This is a genomic window from Oceanobacillus jeddahensis (assembly GCF_000750635.1).
GTDB classification, from domain to species: domain Bacteria; phylum Bacillota; class Bacilli; order Bacillales; family Amphibacillaceae; genus Oceanobacillus; species Oceanobacillus jeddahense.
Map to the genome: position 1 here is coordinate 1,382,915 of NZ_CCDM010000001.1, position 19,846 is coordinate 1,402,760.

General features: G+C 39.2%; 16 protein-coding genes. 15 read left to right on the forward strand and 1 reads right to left on the reverse strand.

Annotation, left to right across the window (positions count from 1 at the left end; translation table 11 throughout):
• Positions 1–81: 81 nt before the first annotated feature.
• The 15 genes from ilvB to asnB all read left to right on the forward strand — a co-directional run bounded on the left by ilvB (position 82) and on the right by asnB (position 19,235).
• Entirely contained in the window at positions 82–1,803 is a 1,722-nt protein-coding gene (gene ilvB / locus BN986_RS06045; protein WP_040978744.1) for an acetolactate synthase large subunit, read from the forward strand.
• A complete protein-coding gene (gene ilvN, locus BN986_RS06050; RefSeq protein ID WP_040978745.1) occupies positions 1,800–2,327 on the forward strand; it encodes an acetolactate synthase small subunit in 528 nt (175 codons plus the stop codon). The genes ilvB and ilvN overlap by 4 nt, the downstream gene beginning before the upstream one ends.
• Positions 2,328–2,428: 101 nt before the next feature.
• Positions 2,429–3,466, forward strand: coding sequence for a ketol-acid reductoisomerase (gene ilvC, locus BN986_RS06055; RefSeq protein ID WP_040978746.1), 1,038 nt, complete (start codon positions 2,429–2,431; stop codon positions 3,464–3,466).
• On the forward strand, positions 3,453–4,997 hold the full coding sequence (locus BN986_RS06060; protein ID WP_040978747.1) for a 2-isopropylmalate synthase: 1,545 nt from the start codon (positions 3,453–3,455) through the stop codon (positions 4,995–4,997). Before ilvC ends, BN986_RS06060 begins: the two co-directional genes overlap by 14 nt.
• A gap of 21 nt (positions 4,998–5,018) precedes the next feature.
• Positions 5,019–6,125 carry a 3-isopropylmalate dehydrogenase gene (gene leuB, locus BN986_RS06065; RefSeq protein WP_040978748.1) on the forward strand — a complete coding sequence of 369 codons (1,107 nt, stop codon included), beginning with the start codon at positions 5,019–5,021 and terminating at the stop codon, positions 6,123–6,125.
• Positions 6,126–6,176: 51 nt separating this feature from the next.
• On the forward strand, positions 6,177–7,583 hold the full coding sequence (gene leuC / locus BN986_RS06070; protein WP_040978749.1) for a 3-isopropylmalate dehydratase large subunit: 1,407 nt from the start codon (positions 6,177–6,179) through the stop codon (positions 7,581–7,583).
• A 17-nt stretch (positions 7,584–7,600) separates the two neighbouring features.
• Positions 7,601–8,182: a 3-isopropylmalate dehydratase small subunit gene (leuD, locus tag BN986_RS06075; protein WP_040978750.1), complete on the forward strand. Its 582-nt coding sequence runs from the start codon at positions 7,601–7,603 to the stop codon at positions 8,180–8,182.
• A 77-nt stretch (positions 8,183–8,259) separates the two neighbouring features.
• Positions 8,260–9,276, forward strand: a complete 1,017-nt coding sequence (ilvA, locus tag BN986_RS06080; protein WP_052400662.1) for a threonine ammonia-lyase — start codon at positions 8,260–8,262, stop codon at positions 9,274–9,276.
• A gap of 1,000 nt (positions 9,277–10,276) precedes the next feature.
• Positions 10,277–11,284 (forward strand): ABC transporter ATP-binding protein, encoded by a 1,008-nt coding sequence (locus BN986_RS06085; protein WP_040978751.1) that lies wholly within the window; start codon positions 10,277–10,279, stop codon positions 11,282–11,284.
• Positions 11,271–12,203, forward strand: coding sequence for an ABC transporter ATP-binding protein (locus tag BN986_RS06090; protein WP_040978752.1), 933 nt, complete (start codon positions 11,271–11,273; stop codon positions 12,201–12,203). Before BN986_RS06085 ends, BN986_RS06090 begins: the two co-directional genes overlap by 14 nt.
• 7 nt (positions 12,204–12,210) lie before the next feature.
• Positions 12,211–13,173 (forward strand): oligopeptide ABC transporter permease, encoded by a 963-nt coding sequence (opp4B, locus tag BN986_RS06095; RefSeq protein ID WP_040978753.1) that lies wholly within the window; start codon positions 12,211–12,213, stop codon positions 13,171–13,173.
• Positions 13,174–13,201: 28 nt separating this feature from the next.
• Positions 13,202–14,098: an ABC transporter permease gene (locus tag BN986_RS06100; protein ID WP_040978754.1), complete on the forward strand. Its 897-nt coding sequence runs from the start codon at positions 13,202–13,204 to the stop codon at positions 14,096–14,098.
• A 107-nt stretch (positions 14,099–14,205) separates the two neighbouring features.
• Entirely contained in the window at positions 14,206–16,032 is a 1,827-nt protein-coding gene (gene opp4A / locus BN986_RS06105; protein WP_040978755.1) for an oligopeptide ABC transporter substrate-binding protein, read from the forward strand.
• A 395-nt stretch (positions 16,033–16,427) separates the two neighbouring features.
• On the forward strand, positions 16,428–17,108 hold the full coding sequence (gene rpiA / locus BN986_RS06110; protein ID WP_040978756.1) for a ribose-5-phosphate isomerase RpiA: 681 nt from the start codon (positions 16,428–16,430) through the stop codon (positions 17,106–17,108).
• 282 nt (positions 17,109–17,390) lie between these two features.
• Positions 17,391–19,235 (forward strand): asparagine synthase (glutamine-hydrolyzing), encoded by a 1,845-nt coding sequence (asnB, locus tag BN986_RS06115; protein ID WP_040978757.1) that lies wholly within the window; start codon positions 17,391–17,393, stop codon positions 19,233–19,235.
• Positions 19,236–19,325: 90 nt separating this feature from the next.
• Here asnB and BN986_RS26910 read toward each other — a convergent pair whose 3' ends face one another.
• A complete protein-coding gene (locus BN986_RS26910; RefSeq protein WP_040978758.1) occupies positions 19,326–19,544 on the reverse strand; it encodes a hypothetical protein in 219 nt (72 codons plus the stop codon).
• Positions 19,545–19,846 lie beyond the last annotated feature (302 nt).

Consider the following 19,846-nt stretch of genomic DNA (forward strand, 5'->3'; position numbering starts at 1 on the left):
ATTTGCATAATTACAACAGGAGATTCACCGAAATAATACGGTGATGATCAAGTTTTCTAAAGAAAAAGGAGGGGCATTGTTGTGAAAGTTAATGCAAAACAAGAGGTGGAAGTGAAGAGTAATTTGGTCACAGGATCTGATTTGTTGGTTCAGGCATTGGAAAAAGCAAGTGTTGAAGTTGTATTTGGTTACCCGGGGGGTGCTGTTTTACCAATTTATGACGCACTGCATCGCAACGACACAAACTTTAAGCATGTACTTTCGCGACATGAGCAGGGCTCCATACATGCAGCGGAAGGATATGCAAGAGTTTCAGGGAAACCAGGTGTTGTTATCGCTACTTCAGGTCCAGGAGCAACGAACTTAATTACAGGGATTACAGATGCCATGATGGATTCGATTCCGTTAGTCGTATTTACAGGGCAGGTTGCTAAGCAGGTTATTGGAACAGATGCATTTCAGGAAGCTGATGTGATGGGAATTACAACACCGGTTACGAAATATAATTATCAAGTAAATGATATTGCGGATTTACCGAGAATTGTAAATGAGGCATTTCACGTTGCGACGACAGGAAGACCGGGACCGGTAGTTATTGACATTCCAAAAAGTATTTCTGAAACAATAACGATTAATGACTACGAGGATGATTTTTATTTACCGGGGTATCAGCCGACGGTTTATCCAAACCCGATGCAAATCTCAAAAGTAACCGATGAGCTGAGTAAAGCGGAAAAGCCGGTTATACTTGCTGGAGCAGGTATCCTGTTCGCAGAAGCAACAGAAGAATTGAAGCAATTCGTTAATCAGTGGGAGATTCCAGTTGTAACAACATTACTGGGACTTGGAAGCTATCCTGGTGATGATAATTTAGCCCTTGGTATGGGTGGAATGCACGGCACTTACGCAGCAAATAGAGCTATTTATGAAAGTGATTTGCTTATCAATATTGGAGCACGGTTTGATGACCGTTTAACTGGAAACTTACAACACTTTGCTCCAAATGCCAAAGTAGCTCATATCGATATTGATCCAGCTGAAATAGGCAAGAACGTAGAAACAGCCATTCCGATTGTAGCAGATGCAAAGCAGGCACTAAACGTACTGCTGCAGGAGGAAGTGAATCGTGGCGATTATACGGAATGGTTAGATAAAATTAAGAAGAACCAAAAAGAGTATCCACTTTGGTATAACCGTGGAGATGATCCGATTAGCCCGCAATGGCTGATTGAGCAGATTCATGAAAAATCGAATGGAGAAGCTGTTGTAACAACGGACGTTGGACAGCATCAAATGTGGGCAGCACAATTCTACACTTTTAAAAACCCGAATAAATGGGTGACTTCCGGAGGACTGGGCACGATGGGCTTTGGTTTCCCGGCGGCAATTGGTGCACAAATCGCCAAGCCAAATGAATTAGTTATATCTGTTGTAGGAGATGGCGGTTTTCAAATGACATTGCAAGAGCTGTCTATCCTGAAAACGCAAAACCTGCCAGTAAAAGTTGTTATTCTAAATAACGATGCGCTTGGAATGGTAAGGCAGTGGCAGGAAACATTTTATGAAGAACGTTATTCGCACTCCTTATTTTCAGAAAACCCTGATTTTGTGAAACTGGCGGAAAGTTATGGAATTAAAGGAATGCGTGTATCGGATGAAAAAAATGTTCCAGAAGCACTTGAGGAAGCTTTCTCACATGATGGTCCGGTAGTTATTGACTGCCGTATCGACAGAGAGACATGTGTATATCCGATGATTGCACCAGGCAAAGGGATGCACGAAATGATTGGGGTGACAAAATGAAACGGATAATCATTGCCACCGTGCAAGATCGCGGCGGCGTGTTAAATCGAATCACTGGTATGCTTCACAGGCGCCAGTTCAATATTGAAAGTATTTCCGTCGGCGCTTCAGATGTAAAAGGTATCTCCAAAATGACATTTGTTGTTGAAATTTCTGATAAGCAGAAGCTGGAGCAATTAACGAAGCAGCTGAATAAACAAATTGATGTGATTAAAGTTTTAGATGTCACAGACAAAGCAATTGTGACCAGGGAGCTCGCTTTAGTAAAAGTGGTAGCAACCAATCAGACAAGAGCTGAAATTATGACATTGATTACTGCATTCCGTGCAGATGTCATTGATATTAGTAAGGATAGTCTGATGATACAGGTTACCGGCAAGCCGGAGAAGGTCGATGCGTTGATTGGCCTGCTCAGACCTTATGGCATTAAAGACTTAACAAAAACTGGATTAACAGCATTTCCAAGGGGTTATCAACCTGAACAAGGTTTTAGTGAGCTGAACAATATTTCAGCTCATGGATAATAAAAAGAAACTTCTACGTTATTCACACTTTGCGGATAACGTAGAAATCATCACATCCTGTGAAAAATAAAAATAAACGAAGATGAGAGGGAGATTACATTATGGCAAAAGTATTGTACAACAAGGATATTAACAAAGAGGTACTAAGAGATAAAAAAATCGCAATCATTGGATATGGTTCCCAAGGTCACGCACATGCGATGAACTTAAGAGATTCCGGTTTTGATGTAGTCGTTGGTTTACGTCCTGGAAAGTCACAGCAAAAAGCGGAAGCAGATGGCTTTGAAGTATATTCAGTAGCAGAAGCAACAGCTCAGGCTGATCTAGTAATGGTATTACTTCCAGATGAATTACAACCGCAAGTATATCAAGAAAGTATTAAAGATAATTTACAAGAAGGAAATGCATTAGCATTCGCACATGGATTTAATATCCATTTTACACAAATCGTGCCTCCATCTAATGTAGATGTTTTCTTAGCAGCACCTAAAGGACCTGGTCATCTGGTACGACGTACTTTTGAAGAAGGCGCTGGCGTACCTGGATTATATGGTATTGAACAAGATTATACTGGCAACGCAAAAGATGTAGCACTTGCTTACTCTTATGGTATTGGTGCAGCAAGAGCTGGTGTATTGGAAACAAGCTTCCAGGAAGAAACAGAAACAGATCTATTTGGAGAGCAAGCTGTATTATGTGGTGGAGCTACAGCACTTGTAAAAGCCGGTTTTGAAACATTGACAGAAGCAGGCTATCAACCAGAAGTAGCATACTTTGAGTGTTTACATGAATTAAAACTGATTGTTGACCTGCTTTATGAAGGTGGATTGGAAAACATGCGTTATTCCATCTCTGATACAGCACAATGGGGAGACTTTGTATCTGGTCCACGCGTTGTAGACGAAGGAACAAAAGAACGTATGAAAGATATTCTTTCTGATATTCAAAATGGTACTTTTGCGAAAAGCTGGATCTCTGAAAACCAAACAGGCCGTCCACAGTTTAACGCAATTAACCGTCGCGAGAATCAACATCAAATCGAAGTTGTCGGAAGAGAATTACGTGCTTTAATGCCATTTGTTAAAAAACCAATTAATGATGGCGCTGAAACAGGTGAAAAGGCAAATGTCCAAAATTAAGTTTTTTGACACAACTCTTAGAGATGGGGAACAATCGCCAGGAGTTAATCTGAATAAAGAAGAAAAATTACAGATCGCCAAGCAGCTTGAAAGATATGGAATGGATCGGATTGAGGCTGGATTTCCAGCCTCCTCCAAAGGCGATTTTGAAGCTGTCCAAGCGATTGCACAAAATATAAAGCAATCCACTGTTCTTGGTTTGGCCCGTACGATTAAATCAGATATTGATGCAGTGTATGATGCGGTCAAAGATGCTGCAAAACCAGCTATCCACGTATTTCTTGCCACCTCTCCTATTCATATGGAATATAAATTAAAAAAGACACCTGCGGAAGTTGTCGAAACAGCTGTCAGCATGGTTCGTTATGCAAAGGAAAAATTCGATCATGTCGAATGGTCTGCAGAGGATGCGACACGTTCCGACAAAGCCTTTTTAGCAGAGATTATAGAAAAAGTAATCGATGCAGGAGCAACCGTTATAAACTTGCCAGACACTGTTGGATATGCAACCCCAGAGGATTATGGAAATATGTTTCGTTATATGAAGGAGCATGTACCAAACATCGATAAAGTAGAATTATCCTGTCACTGTCATAATGACCTGGGATTGGCAACAGCGAATACTCTCGCTGCGATTCAAAATGGTGTGACACAAGTGGAAGGCGCTATTAATGGAATTGGGGAGCGGGCAGGAAATGTTGCTTTAGAAGAAGTTGCCTTAGCATTACATGTACGATCTGACTATTTTTCCTATACGTCCAGCTTGAAATTTGATGAAACGAAACGCACAAGTGATCTTGTAGCAAAATTAACAGGAATGTATGTGCAGGCAAATAAAGCGATTGTAGGTAGAAATGCATTCTCTCACGAATCAGGTATTCATCAAGATGGTGTGCTGAAAAATGCAGAGACCTATGAGATTATTACACCAGCATTGGTTGGTGTTACGCCAAACACGTTATTCCTCGGCAAGCATTCCGGAAGACATGCATTTAAAGATAAAGTAAATGAATTCGGAATTGAATTGACAGACGCAGAGTTGAAAACAGCTTTTGAGCAGTTTAAACAGCTGACGGATCATAAAAAAGAAGTGACCGATGATGATATCTATGCCATTGTAATGGAAATCAAAACAGATTCCTCCAGCATTGATAAATATGAATTGATTCAATTCGGCGTATCCTATGATACAAAAGATACTCCATCTGCAACCGTTGTTTTAAAAGCTCCGAATGGGGTACATGTAGAAGCAACAGAGCAAGGAAGCGGAAGTGTAGAAGCCTTATATAAAACAATTAATTCGTTAATAGCTGAAGAAATTACATTGATAGATTATCAGTTAAACTCCGTTGGCGGAGGGAAAGATGCGTTAGCGGAAGCACATGTTCAAATTAATATCAATGAACAAATCAATAATGGCCGTGGAACTGCACAAGACGTTCTACAGGCTTCAGCAAATGCATTTGTTCAAGCAGTGAACCGTTACTATGTTCAAAAGAATGCAACTATCAAACAACTCGTTCACGAGTAATGAAGAAGAGGAGAAATAATAATGGAAAAGAAAATTGTTCTGTTACCTGGAGATGGAATTGGTAAAGAAATTATGGAGTCAGCAAAGAAAGTACTCGCTGCAATTGAAAGTGAATATCATCATCGGTTTATTCTCCAGGAGTGTGCAATTGGCGGAGATGCTCTTGACCGTTATGGTGTGCCATTGCCGGATGATACACTTCATGCATGTAACGAAGCAGATGCCGTATTGCTCGGGTCAGTGGGAGGTCCTAAATGGGATAATCAGCTCCCGGAATTCAGACCGGAAAAAGGATTACTGGGAATTCGTAAAGGTTTAGGATTATTTGCTAACCTTCGTCCTGTCAAAACATTCCCGACATTGTTACATGCTTCTCCTTTAAAAGAAGAGATTGTCAAAGACTCGGATATGATGATTGTTCGTGAACTAACAGGTGGTTTGTACTTTGGTGAACCTAGTGAACGCAGAAATAACGGGGAAGAAGTGGTAGATACACTTGCTTATTCCAGACATGAGATTGAAAGAATCGTAGAAAAAGGGTTCGAATCTGCCCAAATCCGCAATAAACATTTAACTTCTGTGGATAAAGCAAATGTATTAGAATCCAGCCGTGTTTGGAGAGAAATCGTGAATGAGAAAGCAGCAGATTATCCAGATGTTGAGGTAGAGCATTTGCTGGTAGACGCAGCTGCGATGAAATTAATTACAAATCCAAGCAGTTTTGATGTGGTAGTAACAGAGAATTTATTCGGTGATATTTTGAGTGACGAAGCTTCTGTGTTAACCGGATCCCTGGGGATGCTCCCGTCAGCAAGTGTCCGTACAGATGGTTTAGGGATGTATGAGCCGGTCCATGGTTCGGCACCTGATATTGCAGGAAAAGGAATCGCAAACCCAATTGGTATGATTCTTTCAACGGCATTAATGCTGGAATATTCTCTTGGGATGCAAGAAGAAGCAAAAGCAATCGAAGCAGCTGTAATGGACTGCTTGGAGCAAGGTTATCACACATCAGATTTAAATGTAAAAAATGGCAAACAAATGAATACAGAAGAAATAACAGAGGCGATTATTGAGAATATAACGACAAAGTGTATTTCTGATTCCATTTGTAGTTCTTATGTATAAGGAAGTTCAAATCTTAAAAGGACACTATATATCGTTTCGGAGGTGTAGAAATTGGGAAAGGCTTTGACAGCATTTGAAAAAATTTGGAATAAGCATGTTGTAAAAGAAGAGGAAGGAAAGCCGGCTCTTTTATATATTGATCAGCATCTTGTCCATGAGGTAACGTCTCCGCAGGCGTTTGAAGGTTTAAGATTGAACGGGCGAAAAGTAAGACGTCCTGATTTAACCTTTGCTACAATGGATCATAATGTTCCTACCATTAACAGGGAAAATATGAAAGACGAAATTTCCAAAAAACAAATGGAAGCTCTAAAGAAGAATTGTGCAGATTTTGGTGTGAAGCTGGCTGATATGTATCACCCCGACCAGGGAATTGTGCATGTTATCGGGCCACAATTAGGTTTAACCCAGCCGGGGAAAACCATTGTTTGTGGGGATAGCCACACATCAACACATGGAGCATTTGGAGCATTTGCGTTTGGAATTGGAACGAGTGAAGTAGAGCACGTTCTGGCAACACAGACCATCTGGCAGGATAAACCGAAAACATTGAATGTGCAAGTTGTTGGAGATTTAGGTGTGGGTGTTACAGCAAAAGATTTAATCCTTGCGATTATTGCAAAGTTTGGTGTTCGTTTTGGTACAGGGTACGTAATGGAATATACGGGAGAAGCCATTCGTAAATTAACCATGGAAGAAAGAATGACGATTTGCAATATGTCCATTGAAGCTGGAGCACGTGCCGGTCTAATCAGTCCAGATGAAACAACTGTAGAATTCCTGCGTGGCCGGGAAATGGTTCCAGAAGGAGAAGCTTTTGATGCTTTAGCAGAAGAATGGTTAGCTTTAGCAACTGATGAAGGTGCAGAATATGATCATACAGTGACCATCTATGCAGAGGAAATTGAGCCGCAAGTAAGTTGGGGGACGAATCCAGGTATGGTTGTACCCGTGAATGCTGCGACACCAACGATTGCAGATGCGGAATTTCCTGATGAAGTGGAACGTGCATTGACTTATATGGATTTGGAAGAAAATCAGCCGATCACCTCCATCGAGATTGACCACGTGTTTATTGGTTCTTGTACAAATTCCCGCTTGGGAGACCTGAAAAAAGCGTCGAAAATTGTAGAAGGCAAAAAAGTAAAAGATGGGATTAAAGCGATGGTAGTCCCTGGATCGTTCTTAGTAAAACAGCAGGCCGAGGAAATTGGTCTGGATAAGATTTTTAAAGATGCCGGGTTTGAGTGGAGAAATTCAGGTTGCAGTATGTGTCTGGGAATGAATGACGATATTGTTCCTGCTGGCGGCAGATGTGCATCGACGTCCAACCGGAACTTTGAAGGAAGACAGGGAAATGGCGCACGTACGCATCTGGTAAGTCCGGAAATGGCAGCAGCAGCGGCAATTGAAGGACGTTTTGTTGATGTGAGACAATTTGTCGGAGTACCAAGCTAAGCTAGGAGGAATTTGGGATGGAAGCTTTTAAAGAGCATAAAGGAATTGCTGCTCCATTGAATCGAAGTAACGTGGACACAGATCAGATTATTCCGAAACAATTTTTAAAACGGATTGAACGTACCGGGTTTGGTGAATTTCTATTTTTCCATTGGCGTTTTGACGATGATGGAAATTTACGAGATGACTTTGTTTTAAATCAGCCCAAATATGAAAATGCTACGGTCTTATTAGCAGGTGATAACTTCGGCTGTGGATCATCCCGTGAGCATGCGCCATGGGCATTGGAAGATTACGGGTTTAAAGTTATCATTGCCCCAGACTTCGCTGATATTTTTTATAATAATTCGTTGAAAAACGGCATATTAGTAATAAAGATGAATGAAGAGCAGGTCCAGCAGTGGATGAAAAAAGCGGAAGACGGATTAACCCTGGATGTTGATTTAGAAAAGCAGAAAATTACAGATGCAGATGGTACCGTTGTTTCATTTGATATTCCAGCTTATCATAAGGAAAAACTTCTTAACGGCTGGGATGATATTGCTTTGACATTGCTGGAAGAAGATGCGATTCAGGCATTTGAAGAAAAACGTGCTTAAAGATGATAAGCAGCTTAAATTATGAGAAAATAGAGAGATAAATAGAAAACTATAATGAAAAAGAGGACTGAAGGAGTGTGGATTCACTTGGGGATCGCTTAACTGGTGAAAAAGTATATCAAGCATGGAAGAAATTAAAGCCAATTGTTCATCAAACACCGCTGTTAACGTCACATACAACGGATGAAATCGTAGGAAAACATGTCTATTGTAAGATGGAAAATCAGCAAAAAACAGGTGCATTTAAGTTTCGGGGCGCAAGCTACAAACTCATGCAAATGACGGATGAAGAGCTGGAGAGTGGTGTGATTACCGCATCTGCCGGAAATCATGCGCAAGGAGTTGCGCATGCGGCATCCAAATTGGGTGTGAATGCAACAATATTTATGTCAGAAGGAACACCACTTGCAAAAGTCAATGCAACCAGAAATTATGGTGCAGACGTTATTCTGACAGGGGAAAGCTTTCAAGAAGCTTATCAAGCATCACTGGAACACCAGCTGAAAACCGGTGCAACCTATATTCATCCTTTTGATGATCATGATATTATGGCTGGACAGGGTACCATTGCAATGGAATTATTGCGTCAGGAAGATCGTATTGATACGATTCTAGTACCAATTGGCGGTGGAGGATTAATTAGCGGAATTGCAGTTGCTGCCAAACATATCAATCGCAACATCAAAGTGATTGGTGTACAGGCTGAAGGAGCTGCTGCTATTTATGACAGCTACCGTACCAAACAAGTGAAAAAATGGACCCATGTAGACACCATTGCAGAAGGAATTGCAGTAAAGGAGCCTGGAAAACATACATTGCCAATCATCCGGGAATATGTGGATGATATTGTCACTGTAAATGATGAGCAAATTGCTGCAGCGATTATATATATGCTTGAACGGAATAAAACATTGATGGAAGGAGCTGGGGCAGCTGCTCTGGCAGCCTTATTCGCACATCATCACCAGCTTCGTTCTAGACATTGCGGAGTCATCGTGAGTGGTGGTAACCTCGATATCGGGAACATGCAGCGAATTCAAGAGTTATCCGAAAAGTATAAACCGAAAAAAGTAAAATCATATGTCGCTTTATAAAACAAAACTTCATTTAGTGGGGGAGACCCCATTGAATGAAGTTTTATTTATTTTTAAACGAAAAGAAAAATAGAACGAGCTAATGATATAATAGTGAAAACAGATAAAATCAGTATAACAAAATAAAGGTACCCAATCTTCTTCGTATATCTTCTCCACTAATTTTAAGATTTTTTATCATCAAAGAATAAATATAAAAGAAATATATTAATTATACGAATCAAATTAACCATTTTTATCCTAATTTGAAAGAATATTTTCCTTCTTTGATTGTTAATAAATTCCATTTATAGTAATGTATAGCTAATTTATTTGATAAAACGACACATTAAAAGAGGAAAAAAATGAAAAAGATTTTAAAAATTTTTGTAGTAAATTATTGGAATAACCCCTTGGTTTTAAAGGTTTTTGGTGATGTAAAGAAAAAATGTATATAATTAGTAATATTATTTTTTCTGAAAATCTATTGATTTTAAGCGAGTTATAAACTATAATTTCGAAGTATATTAAGATTTGTTTACGATAAGTTTTCGTAGTCAAATTTTTGAAATGAAAATGCAATATTTTAGCAGAGCTAAAGAATATAGAAAATAGAATAGATTTTACTACATTAAAGCGATAAATCTCATTATTTATTTACAGACAATTTTCAGAAAAATTACAACAATTATACTTTTAACATACTACATATTGCTTTACAGGATAGAGAAAATCGCTTAATCGATGCACTAAATTTATATCATAGATGATTGCTATAAAAAAGCATTAGTGCAGATATAATTTAGTAGATGAGCTGAGCTTAGATTGAATAATGTTTGTGCGGGCACTTAATAATTTATGTAATAGTTAAAATGAATGACCGTTCATGCATTTTTTTATTCAGAAATTACTCAAATTTTTGTCATCTGAATATTCAGATGACAAAGGAGATGGTGCTGAAAGTTAAAGCTGTGATAAACGTACAACATAGAGAAAACAATTTGAGTAAGGGGGATATAGGTTGAGTAATGAACTTTTAAAGATAAAAAACCTTAAAACATCTTTTCGCATTGGAGATGAGTATTACGCAGCAGTGGATGATGTAACACTTACTTTAAATAAAAATGAAGTATTGGGAATTGTTGGAGAGTCTGGTTCGGGAAAAAGTGCTTTAGCGTTTTCTGTCATGCGTTTACACACCCGTGCGAAAATAGAAGGAGAAATCTCGTTAAATAATCAAAATATTGTTGAAATGCTACAATCAAAATTAAATAAAATACGTGGAGACGAGATGGCGATGATCTTCCAAGATCCGCTTACTGCGTTAAATCCACTCATGCCTATTGGCAAACAAATTGAAGAAAATTTATTTTTGCATAATAAGAAACTGGGACAGCAGGGCAGGAAAGAACGTACGATTGAGCTGCTTAATTTAGTCGGCATACCAAGACCAGAACGGGTTTATGAGCAATTTCCGCATGAATTATCAGGTGGAATGAGACAACGGGTTATTATTGCAATTGCAATTGCAAATGATCCACAGCTGTTGATTGCTGATGAGCCGACAACTGCTTTGGATGTGACAATTCAAGCACAAATTTTAGATTTAATTCGTGAATTGAAAAACAAGATACATGCTGGAATTATTTTGATCACCCATGATTTAGGCGTAGTCGCGGAAATGGCTGATCGTGTAGCAGTTATGTATGCAGGACAAATTGTTGAAATTGCCCCTGTAGAGAAGTTATTTGCAAATCCACTGCACCCATATACAAGATCCTTATTAAATTCGGTACCGACAGAAGGACAGGACAGGCTTCATGTGATTCAAGGGGTCGTGCCGACACTAAAAAACCTGCCAAGGACTGGCTGCCGTTTTGCAGATCGTATCCCTTGGGTTGACGTATCTGATCATGAAGACAACCCAATCTTACATGAGGTAGAATCTGGGCATTTTGTCAGGTGTACATGTTATCAGCATTTTTACTTCCCGGATAATAAGGAGGAACAGGAAAATGGCGTTTCTTGAGGTGAAAGGCTTACAAGTATACTTCCCGGTCAAGGGCGGGATTTTAAACCGGACGGTAGATCATGTGAAAGCGGTTGACGGGGTAACTTTTGAAATGGAACAAGGAAAAACTTATGGTTTAGTCGGTGAGTCCGGTTCTGGAAAATCAACCACAGGAAGGGCGATTATTGGACTGGAAGATATAACCTCTGGACAAATTTTATTTGATGGAAAAGATATTACTGATAAAAAATCAAAAAACAAAAATTTCCGAAAAGACGTACAAATGATTTTTCAAGATCCGTATTCTTCCTTAAATCCAAGAAAAAGAGTTTTGGATATTGTTGCGGAACCACTTCGGAACTTTGAAAAATTATCGAAAAAAGAAGAAAGAATACGTGTACAGGAGCTTTTAGATATCGTTAATGTAAGCCCTGACAGTATTTTTAAATATCCACATGAATTTTCTGGCGGTCAAAGACAGCGCATCGGGGTTGCCAGAGCGATTGCGTTAAAACCAAAGCTGATTATTGCAGATGAACCTGTATCTGCTTTAGACGTATCTGTGCAAGCTCAGGTGTTGAATTTCTTAAAGGAAATTCAAAGTGAACTCAACCTGACGTATTTATTTATCAGCCATGATTTAGGAATTGTAAAGCATATGTGTGACAATATTTCGATTATGTATAAAGGCAGATATGTGGAGCAGGGAAGTACTGCAGATATTTTTGAAAATCCACAGCATATTTATACAAAACGCTTAATTGCTGCAATTCCAGATATTGATCCCAAAAATCGTGAAGAGCAATTTCATTATCGGCAAAAGGTTCTGGAAGAGTATACGCAATCCTATAATGACTTTTTTGATCAGGACGGGTTAGCTTTCCAGCTGCAATCTATTTCAGACACACACCGTGTTGCTCTACCGCAGAAAGGTTGATGAATATATGTGGAAATTTACAGTCAGAAGATTATTGATTACGATTCCGCAATTGATTATTTTAAGTATTATCGTTTTTATCTTAGCTCAGATGATGCCTGGAGATGCTTTATCAGGATTAATCGATCCAAGTATTGACCCGGCTGCTATTGAACAACAGCGGGAAAGACTAGGTCTAAATAACCCATGGTACGTACAGTATGTAGATTGGGCTGGCGGTATTCTTCAAGGTGATCTTGGCCAATCATTCCGATTTAAAATGCCCGTGACAGATTTAATTGGTCAACGTATGGTAAATACAGTCCTCCTATCCGTTGTTACCCTTATCTTTACATATTTAATTGCACTTCCTTTAGGACTGCTTAGTGGACGTTTTAATGATTCGCCGCTTGATCAGGCGATTACTGGCTATACCTATATCGGCTTTGCTACGCCTTTATTTATTTTTGCTTTAGTGATGTTATGGGTGTTTGGTTATAATCTCGGCTGGTTCCCAACAAGTGGAAGTGTGTCGCCGGGGTCAGAGCCAGGAACGACAGGCTATTGGTTAAGCAAAGTGTATCACGCACTCTTACCGGGAATATCTATGGCTTTAATTCAGGTAGTTTCAACCGTTCAATATTTACGGAGTGAAATTATTGATACAAAACAAAAAGATTTTATTATTACGGCCCGTGCAAAAGGTGCAGGAGAGCAAAGAGTATATAATAAACATATTTTTAGAAACTCCTTATTGCCGATTGCTGCATTTTTTGGCTGGGAAATTACAACCTTGATCACCGGAACGGTATTTGTGGAACAGATATATGGCTACCCGGGTATGGGGCTTCTATTCTTAGAATCTATTACACAGCGGGATTTCAGTGTTGCGAACTCGCTTGTACTATTGTTTGGTTTTGCTCAAATCATGGGAGCTTTATTATCAGATATTATTTTAAGTATTGTCGATCCGCGAATTCGTATTAAGTAGAATCTTGATAACTTTGAGGTGATTACAGATGGAAACAACTGACGTGAAGGTTTTGGAACAAGCCAAAACGCCTTCAGCTGTAAGTATATTATTAAAAGAATTATACCGGGATAAACTGGCACTTGTTTCATTACTATTTTTAGTTCTTATTTCATTATTTGTATACGGTCTGTCTATATTTTTGGATCAGGACCAGATTGTTTTAGTTGATTTATTTGCCATTCATGAGCCACCTGGCGGAGATTTCATCTTAGGAACAGACTATGGTGGACGAGATGTATTTGGTCAATTGATTATTGGGACTAGAAATTCATTAACCATTGGTATTTTAGTTACAGTACTCAGTGGTGTTTTCGGAATTGCTTATGGTCTGGTATCCGGATATTTTGGAGGGCAAGTGGATAATGTAATGATGCGTATTCTTGATTTTATGAATGTATTACCATTCTTATTTATTATTATTGTTTTTGTGGTGATTGTTCCAAACTATAGTACATTAACATTTTCATTAATTATGTCCACTTTTTCCTGGATGGGCATTGCCAGGTTAATCCGCTCCAAAGCTTTACAGGAAAGTGAACTGGATTATGCACAGGCATCTAAAACATTGGGGACATCCCATTTCAGTATTATATTTAAACAGATCATGCCCAATATTATATCTTTGATCATTGTTACAATGACACTGAATTTGGCAGCAAATATTGGACTAGAGTCTGGATTATCCTTTTTAGGATTTGGATTACCAGAGAGTACACCAAGCTTGGGAACATTAATTTCCTACGCAACAAACCCGCAGACATTAGAGTTTAGATGGTGGATTTGGGTTCCGCCGGCAGTATTGATTTTATTATTGATGTTAGCTGTCCGGAATGTTGGAGAAGCATTAAAACGTGCAGCTGATGCTCGTCAAAGACGAGGGTAATTATTTTTGTTACTTTCATCAATTATTTTAAATAATTTGGTGTGGAGTATAGATAGCCGGAAAAATGGACCGGCATAATAAGCAAAATAAAAGGGGAGGTTTCAAGTATGAGAAAAGCAAGCTTATCGAAGTTATTACTAGCAATGATGCTACTGTTGTTTTTAGTGTTAGCTGCATGTAATAACGGATCAGATGATAGCGCTGAAGGTGGCGATGGCGGATCAGATGAAGGCACAGAAGAAGGAGCAGAAGAAGATGATGATGACGGTGAACCTATTGATGACTTTAACCAGGTTAAAGAAAATGCAGGGGAACCTATTGATGGAGGTACACTAAATTATGGTTTATTATCCTCTACGGTATTTGAAGGCGTTTTAAACTATAATTTCTACTCTATCAGCTCTGATGCAGATGTTATTCAATTCTTTGATGAATCATTGTTAAGTTATGATGAAAACTGGGAGTATACCCAAGATGGTGCTGCCACTTTTGAAGTAAGTGATGATGATAAAACATTTACATTTACCATTCGTGATGAAGTAAATTGGCATGACGGAGAACCGGTAACAGCTGAAGATTGGTTGTTTTCTTATGAAGTAATTGGTCACCCAGATTATACAGGTATCCGTTATGATGCAGGTTTCCGTAACATTGAAGGGATGGATGAATATCATTCTGGAGATGCAGATACGATTTCTGGTATAGAGGTTATTGATGATAAAACATTAGAAATTACGTATAAAGAAGCATGGCCGTCCTTATTAGCCGGTGCTATTTGGACATATGCGATGCCAAAGCATATTTTTGAAGATATTCCAATGGACGAAATGGAAGAATCCCCTGAAATTCGTGAAAACCCAATTGGTATGGGACCATTTATCGTAGAAACGGTTGTTCCAGGAGAATCTGTAACTTTTACAGCAAATGAAGACTATTGGAAGGGTGCTCCAAAATTAGACGGACTTACATTAAAAACTGTTAGTCCACAAACAGCAGTTCAAGCAATTGAATCAGGAGAAGTTGATATTGTAGATTTTCCGAGAGATCAATATGCAGAAGCTGTAGACTCCCTAACAAATGTGGAAGTTTTGGCAAACTATGATAATGCGTATACGTATATCGGCTTTAAATTAGGTGAATGGAATGCAGATGAAGGTCAAGTTGAAATGGATCCAGATAAAAAAATGGCTGATGTAGAGCTTAGAAGAGCGATGTGGTACGCAGTAGACAATGAAGCAGTAGCAGAGAATTTCTTTGATGGCTTGAGTTGGCCTGCAACAACATTAATCGATCCTACAAAACCAAATTATCATAATGAAGAAATAGAAACGCCTACGTTTGATCAAGATATGGCAAATCAAATTTTAGATGAAGCTGGTTATGAAGATGTAGATGGCGATGGTATGCGTGAAACGCCAGATGGAGAAGAGCTTGTCATTAATTTCGCTTCCATGGAAGGCGGAGATACGGCTGAGCCAATTGTAGATTACTATATTCAGTCTTGGGAGCAAGTAGGCTTGAATGTAGAGAAACTGGAAGGTCGTTTACATGAGGCGAATGCTTTCTATGATCGCGTTGAAGAAGATGATCCGGATATTGATATCTATCAAGGTATATGGGGTACTGGATCAGATGTTGATCCATCTGGTCTATATGGTCCAGAAGCACCTTTTAACTATCCGCGTTATCAAAGTGAAGAAAATGATCGTTTGATTGCTGAGGGTAACTCAGAAGAATCATTTGATCTTGAACACCGTCAAGCAGTATATGATGAATGGCAAGAATTAATGGTGGAGGATATTCCGGTATTCCCTACACTGTATCGTCTTTCACTTGAGGCAGTCAATGAGCGTGTAACAGATTACTCAGTGATTATAGGATGGACAGACTGGCATGAAGTAGGCGTTACGCAGGAAGATCCAGTTCTTCCATAATAAGCAATAATGAAAAAAGAATGTCTTAATAGGCATTCTTTTTTATTGCTCGAAAAGGACTGAATTTTATCCTTTTAAACGCTCTTAAAACAAGGGGAGCCCCGTGTTTTATCTATTTTAAATATCGTTTTACTCCATCTATGATTTAAAACTCATCGACCTGCTTGAGAAGCAAGTGTTTCCTGTATAGTTGATAATATCCTAATAATGCTTTTTAGTTAGCTAACGATGGATACTGGTCCTTACTTAGAATTCACACATTTGACCATTTATAAAACCTCCCATTTGCGCTATAATGGATACGGATACATAATGCAAATTTCTTAAGCTGTTACGTAAGATCCACAAAATGAACAACCTTGATATTAAAAAACTTCATTCAGGAGGCAGGCATAATGAATACGCAAGATCAATTAAAAAAAGCAGTTGGTGAAAAAGCAGCATCATTGGTTCAGGACGGAATGAAAGTAGGACTAGGTTCAGGGTCAACGGTATATTGGCTCGTTCGTGCTTTAGGGGAAAGAATGAAGCAGGAAGGGATACATATAGAAGGAATTCCGTCCTCGATCCAAACAGGGGAGTGGGCAAATGAATTCGGCGTTCCTCTCACAGACTTCGCGACAACGAAAGAGTTGGATGTAACGATTGACGGTTCAGACGAGGTAGATCCGAACTTTCAATTAATCAAAGGCGGCGGTGCAGCTTTATTTAGAGAAAAAATCATTGCGCAGGCTGCTGAAAAATTAATTATTATCGTCGATGCGTCCAAAATGGTCAAGCAGCTGGGAGCTTATGCGTTGCCGGTAGAAATTCTTCCATTTGCGTGGGAGCGTACAGCTTATGAGATAGAAAAGCTGGGCTGTGTGCCAGTGCTTCGGTTGAAGGATGGAGAGCCGCTTATAACAGATAACGGAAATTATATTGTGGACTGTCCGTTTGAAAAAATAGAAGATCCTGTTGATTTAGATCAGAAATTACAGAAAATCGTAGGCGTCATTGAAACAGGCTTGTTTATTGATATGGCTGATTCGGTAATCGTAGGCGGCTCAGAAGGTGTCACGATGAAAGAAAAATAAATAGTAAATAAAAGATCATCATTTGAGATGGTCTTTTTATTTGGGGTTAATAAAATATACATTTATTTATTGTATGAGCTCAACATTTGATGACACTTAAAAGTTGTCTGCCCGGAATAAAAGGGTTCTAAGAAAGCTGCATTTTCCTTCAAGATTCCTTCTGACAATCAAGTTTACAATCCAATAAAGGATAAGAAAAACTTCTTAAATTGTTCACGAACTGGTCCAGTATGGCATAGGCTAATGTGGAGCTGGATACATTGCCAGAGAGGATGATGACATTTGTGTGGAATTACCGGATTCATTAGCTGGGATAAACGTGCGAGTGATGATCAAGAGATATTAAAAAAGATGACAAATACATTATCTTTGCGCGGTCCAGATGCAACAGGTTATTGGCTGCAAGGTCATGTGGGATTTGGGCATACCCGTCTTTCTGTTATTGATTTAGAGGGCGGCAAGCAGCCAATGATAAAAGAAGCAGAACATAAGAAATACGTGATTTGTTATAATGGCGAGCTTTATAATACAGAAGAATTGCGTAAAAGCTTAAGGCAACGGGGATATACATTTGCAACCTCCTCGGACACAGAGGTTTTGTTAACGAGTTATATGGAGTGGAAAGAGGATTGTGTGGATCATTTGAATGGTATTTTTGCGTTTGCTATTTGGGATGATGCCGCAGAAAAACTGTTTATTGCACGTGACCGCTTAGGGGTAAAGCCGCTTTTCTATAGTGAAAAAGGAAAAACGTTTGTATTCGGCTCCGAAATAAAAGCGCTCCTTGCCCATCCGCAGGTAACCAGAAAAATTGACCGGACCGGACTTTCAGAGGTCTTTGGATTAGGACCGTCCAGAACACCTGGGCATGGATTGTTTAAGGACGTTAATGAATTGAGGGCCGGCCATGCGATGACTGTGTCAAGAGCGGGAATAAAGGTTTGGCGTTATTGGAATTTAGAAAGTAAAGAGCATAAGGATTCGTTAGAGGAGACTGCGGAAAACGTACGGACGTTATTCACCGATTCCGTTAAGAGACAGCTTGTGGCGGATGTTCCGGTATCTACTTTTTTATCAGGAGGTTTAGATTCGAGTGCTATTACAGCGATAGCAGCAAATCACTACAAAGAAAACGGATTAGGTGCTTTATCTACTTTCTCACTTGATTACCAGGGAAATAAAAAACATTTTCAGGCGAGCAAGTTTCAGCCTTCCAGTGATCAGGAATGGATAGAAAAGATGGTGGAGGCTTTTTCAACAGATCATCATGAAGAAGTTATTACAGGAATAGAGCTTGCTTCCCTGCTGAAGGAAGCTGTAGAAGTAAGAGACCAGCCTGGGCAGGCGGATATTGATTCATCCTTGTTATGGTGCTGCCGGCAAATGAAGAAGCATACGACAGTAGCATTATCCGGGGAATGTGCAGATGAGATATTTGGCGGGTATCCCTGGTTCCATGATCCAACAGCAGTGGGAGATAACTTTCCATGGATCCGTTCTTTAGATAGTAGAAGCCATTTATTGCATGATGATTGGCAACAGAAATTACAAATTGCAGATTATGTGCAAGACAGGTATCAAGCAACGATCGATGAGACACCGCGGTTGGATGGAGAAAATAAGGTGGATGCAAGACGCAGAGAATTATTTTATTTAAATATGCAATGGTTTATGTCTCAGTTGTTAGATAGAAAAGATCGAATGAGTATGGGAGCAGGGCTGGAAGTACGTGTACCATATGCAGATCATCATCTTGTGGAGTATGTCTGGAATATTCCCTGGGAAATGAAGATGGCAAATGGTAGAGAGAAAGGGATTTTACGAAAGGCAATGGAAGGCGTTCTGCCGCAAGAAGTGCTTTACCGGAAGAAGAGTCCTTATCCAAGAACGTTCCAGCCGGAATATACGGAGCAGGTATCTCAATGGATGCGGAAAATATTAACCGATTCTGAAGCAAGAATCTTTGAATTTTTGAAGAAGGATAAAGTAGAAAAAATCGTAGAAAGTACCGGAAAAGAATTCAAAGATCCGTGGTATGGCCAATTGATGCGGGGACCGCAATTAATCGCCCATCTTTGTCAGATTGATTATTGGTTACGGAAATATGATATAGAGATTAGTGAATAAACTATGCTGTTAAGATAGAAAAAAGTGCAGGAAGCAGATGTTAAGACATCTCTGTTTCCTGCGCTTTTTCTTTTTTAGCAGTATGTTCGATTAACCTGACAACATTGCTGCAATTACAACACCAATTTTAACCGTTGCCGGAATTTCTGTAGCCAATCGTCTGGTTGATTTGCGCAGAACATCCTGGAAAGTTGCCATTGTAGCTGTATTTGTTTTTGCTGGAACATATTTGGGCAGTGCCTTATTAGCACAGCTGGGACTTTTTTCGCAGAGAATTAAATCATAAAAAAAGGCTTTTCCTATGAACATTTCAGGAAAGGTTTTTTTTGCACGATAGGAAAGTATAAGAAAAACTATGTATTCACTTAAAGCCGAGTGAATACGAGTTTTTCTAATGTGATAGAAAAGTGACTATCTCCTTGTGCTCCAGTAAAGAGTTGAGTGAATACAACCCCTTTTTAAACAATTTGTAGATTAATAGGTGAAAATGTACAGATTCGTAAGAACACATACAGCTCCCTGAATAAATATGATAGACTGTAATAGAAGATATTGTTTGTTGTTATCGCAGTCCCATCCCCGCTGAATGAAGTTTCACGTTATGACAGAAT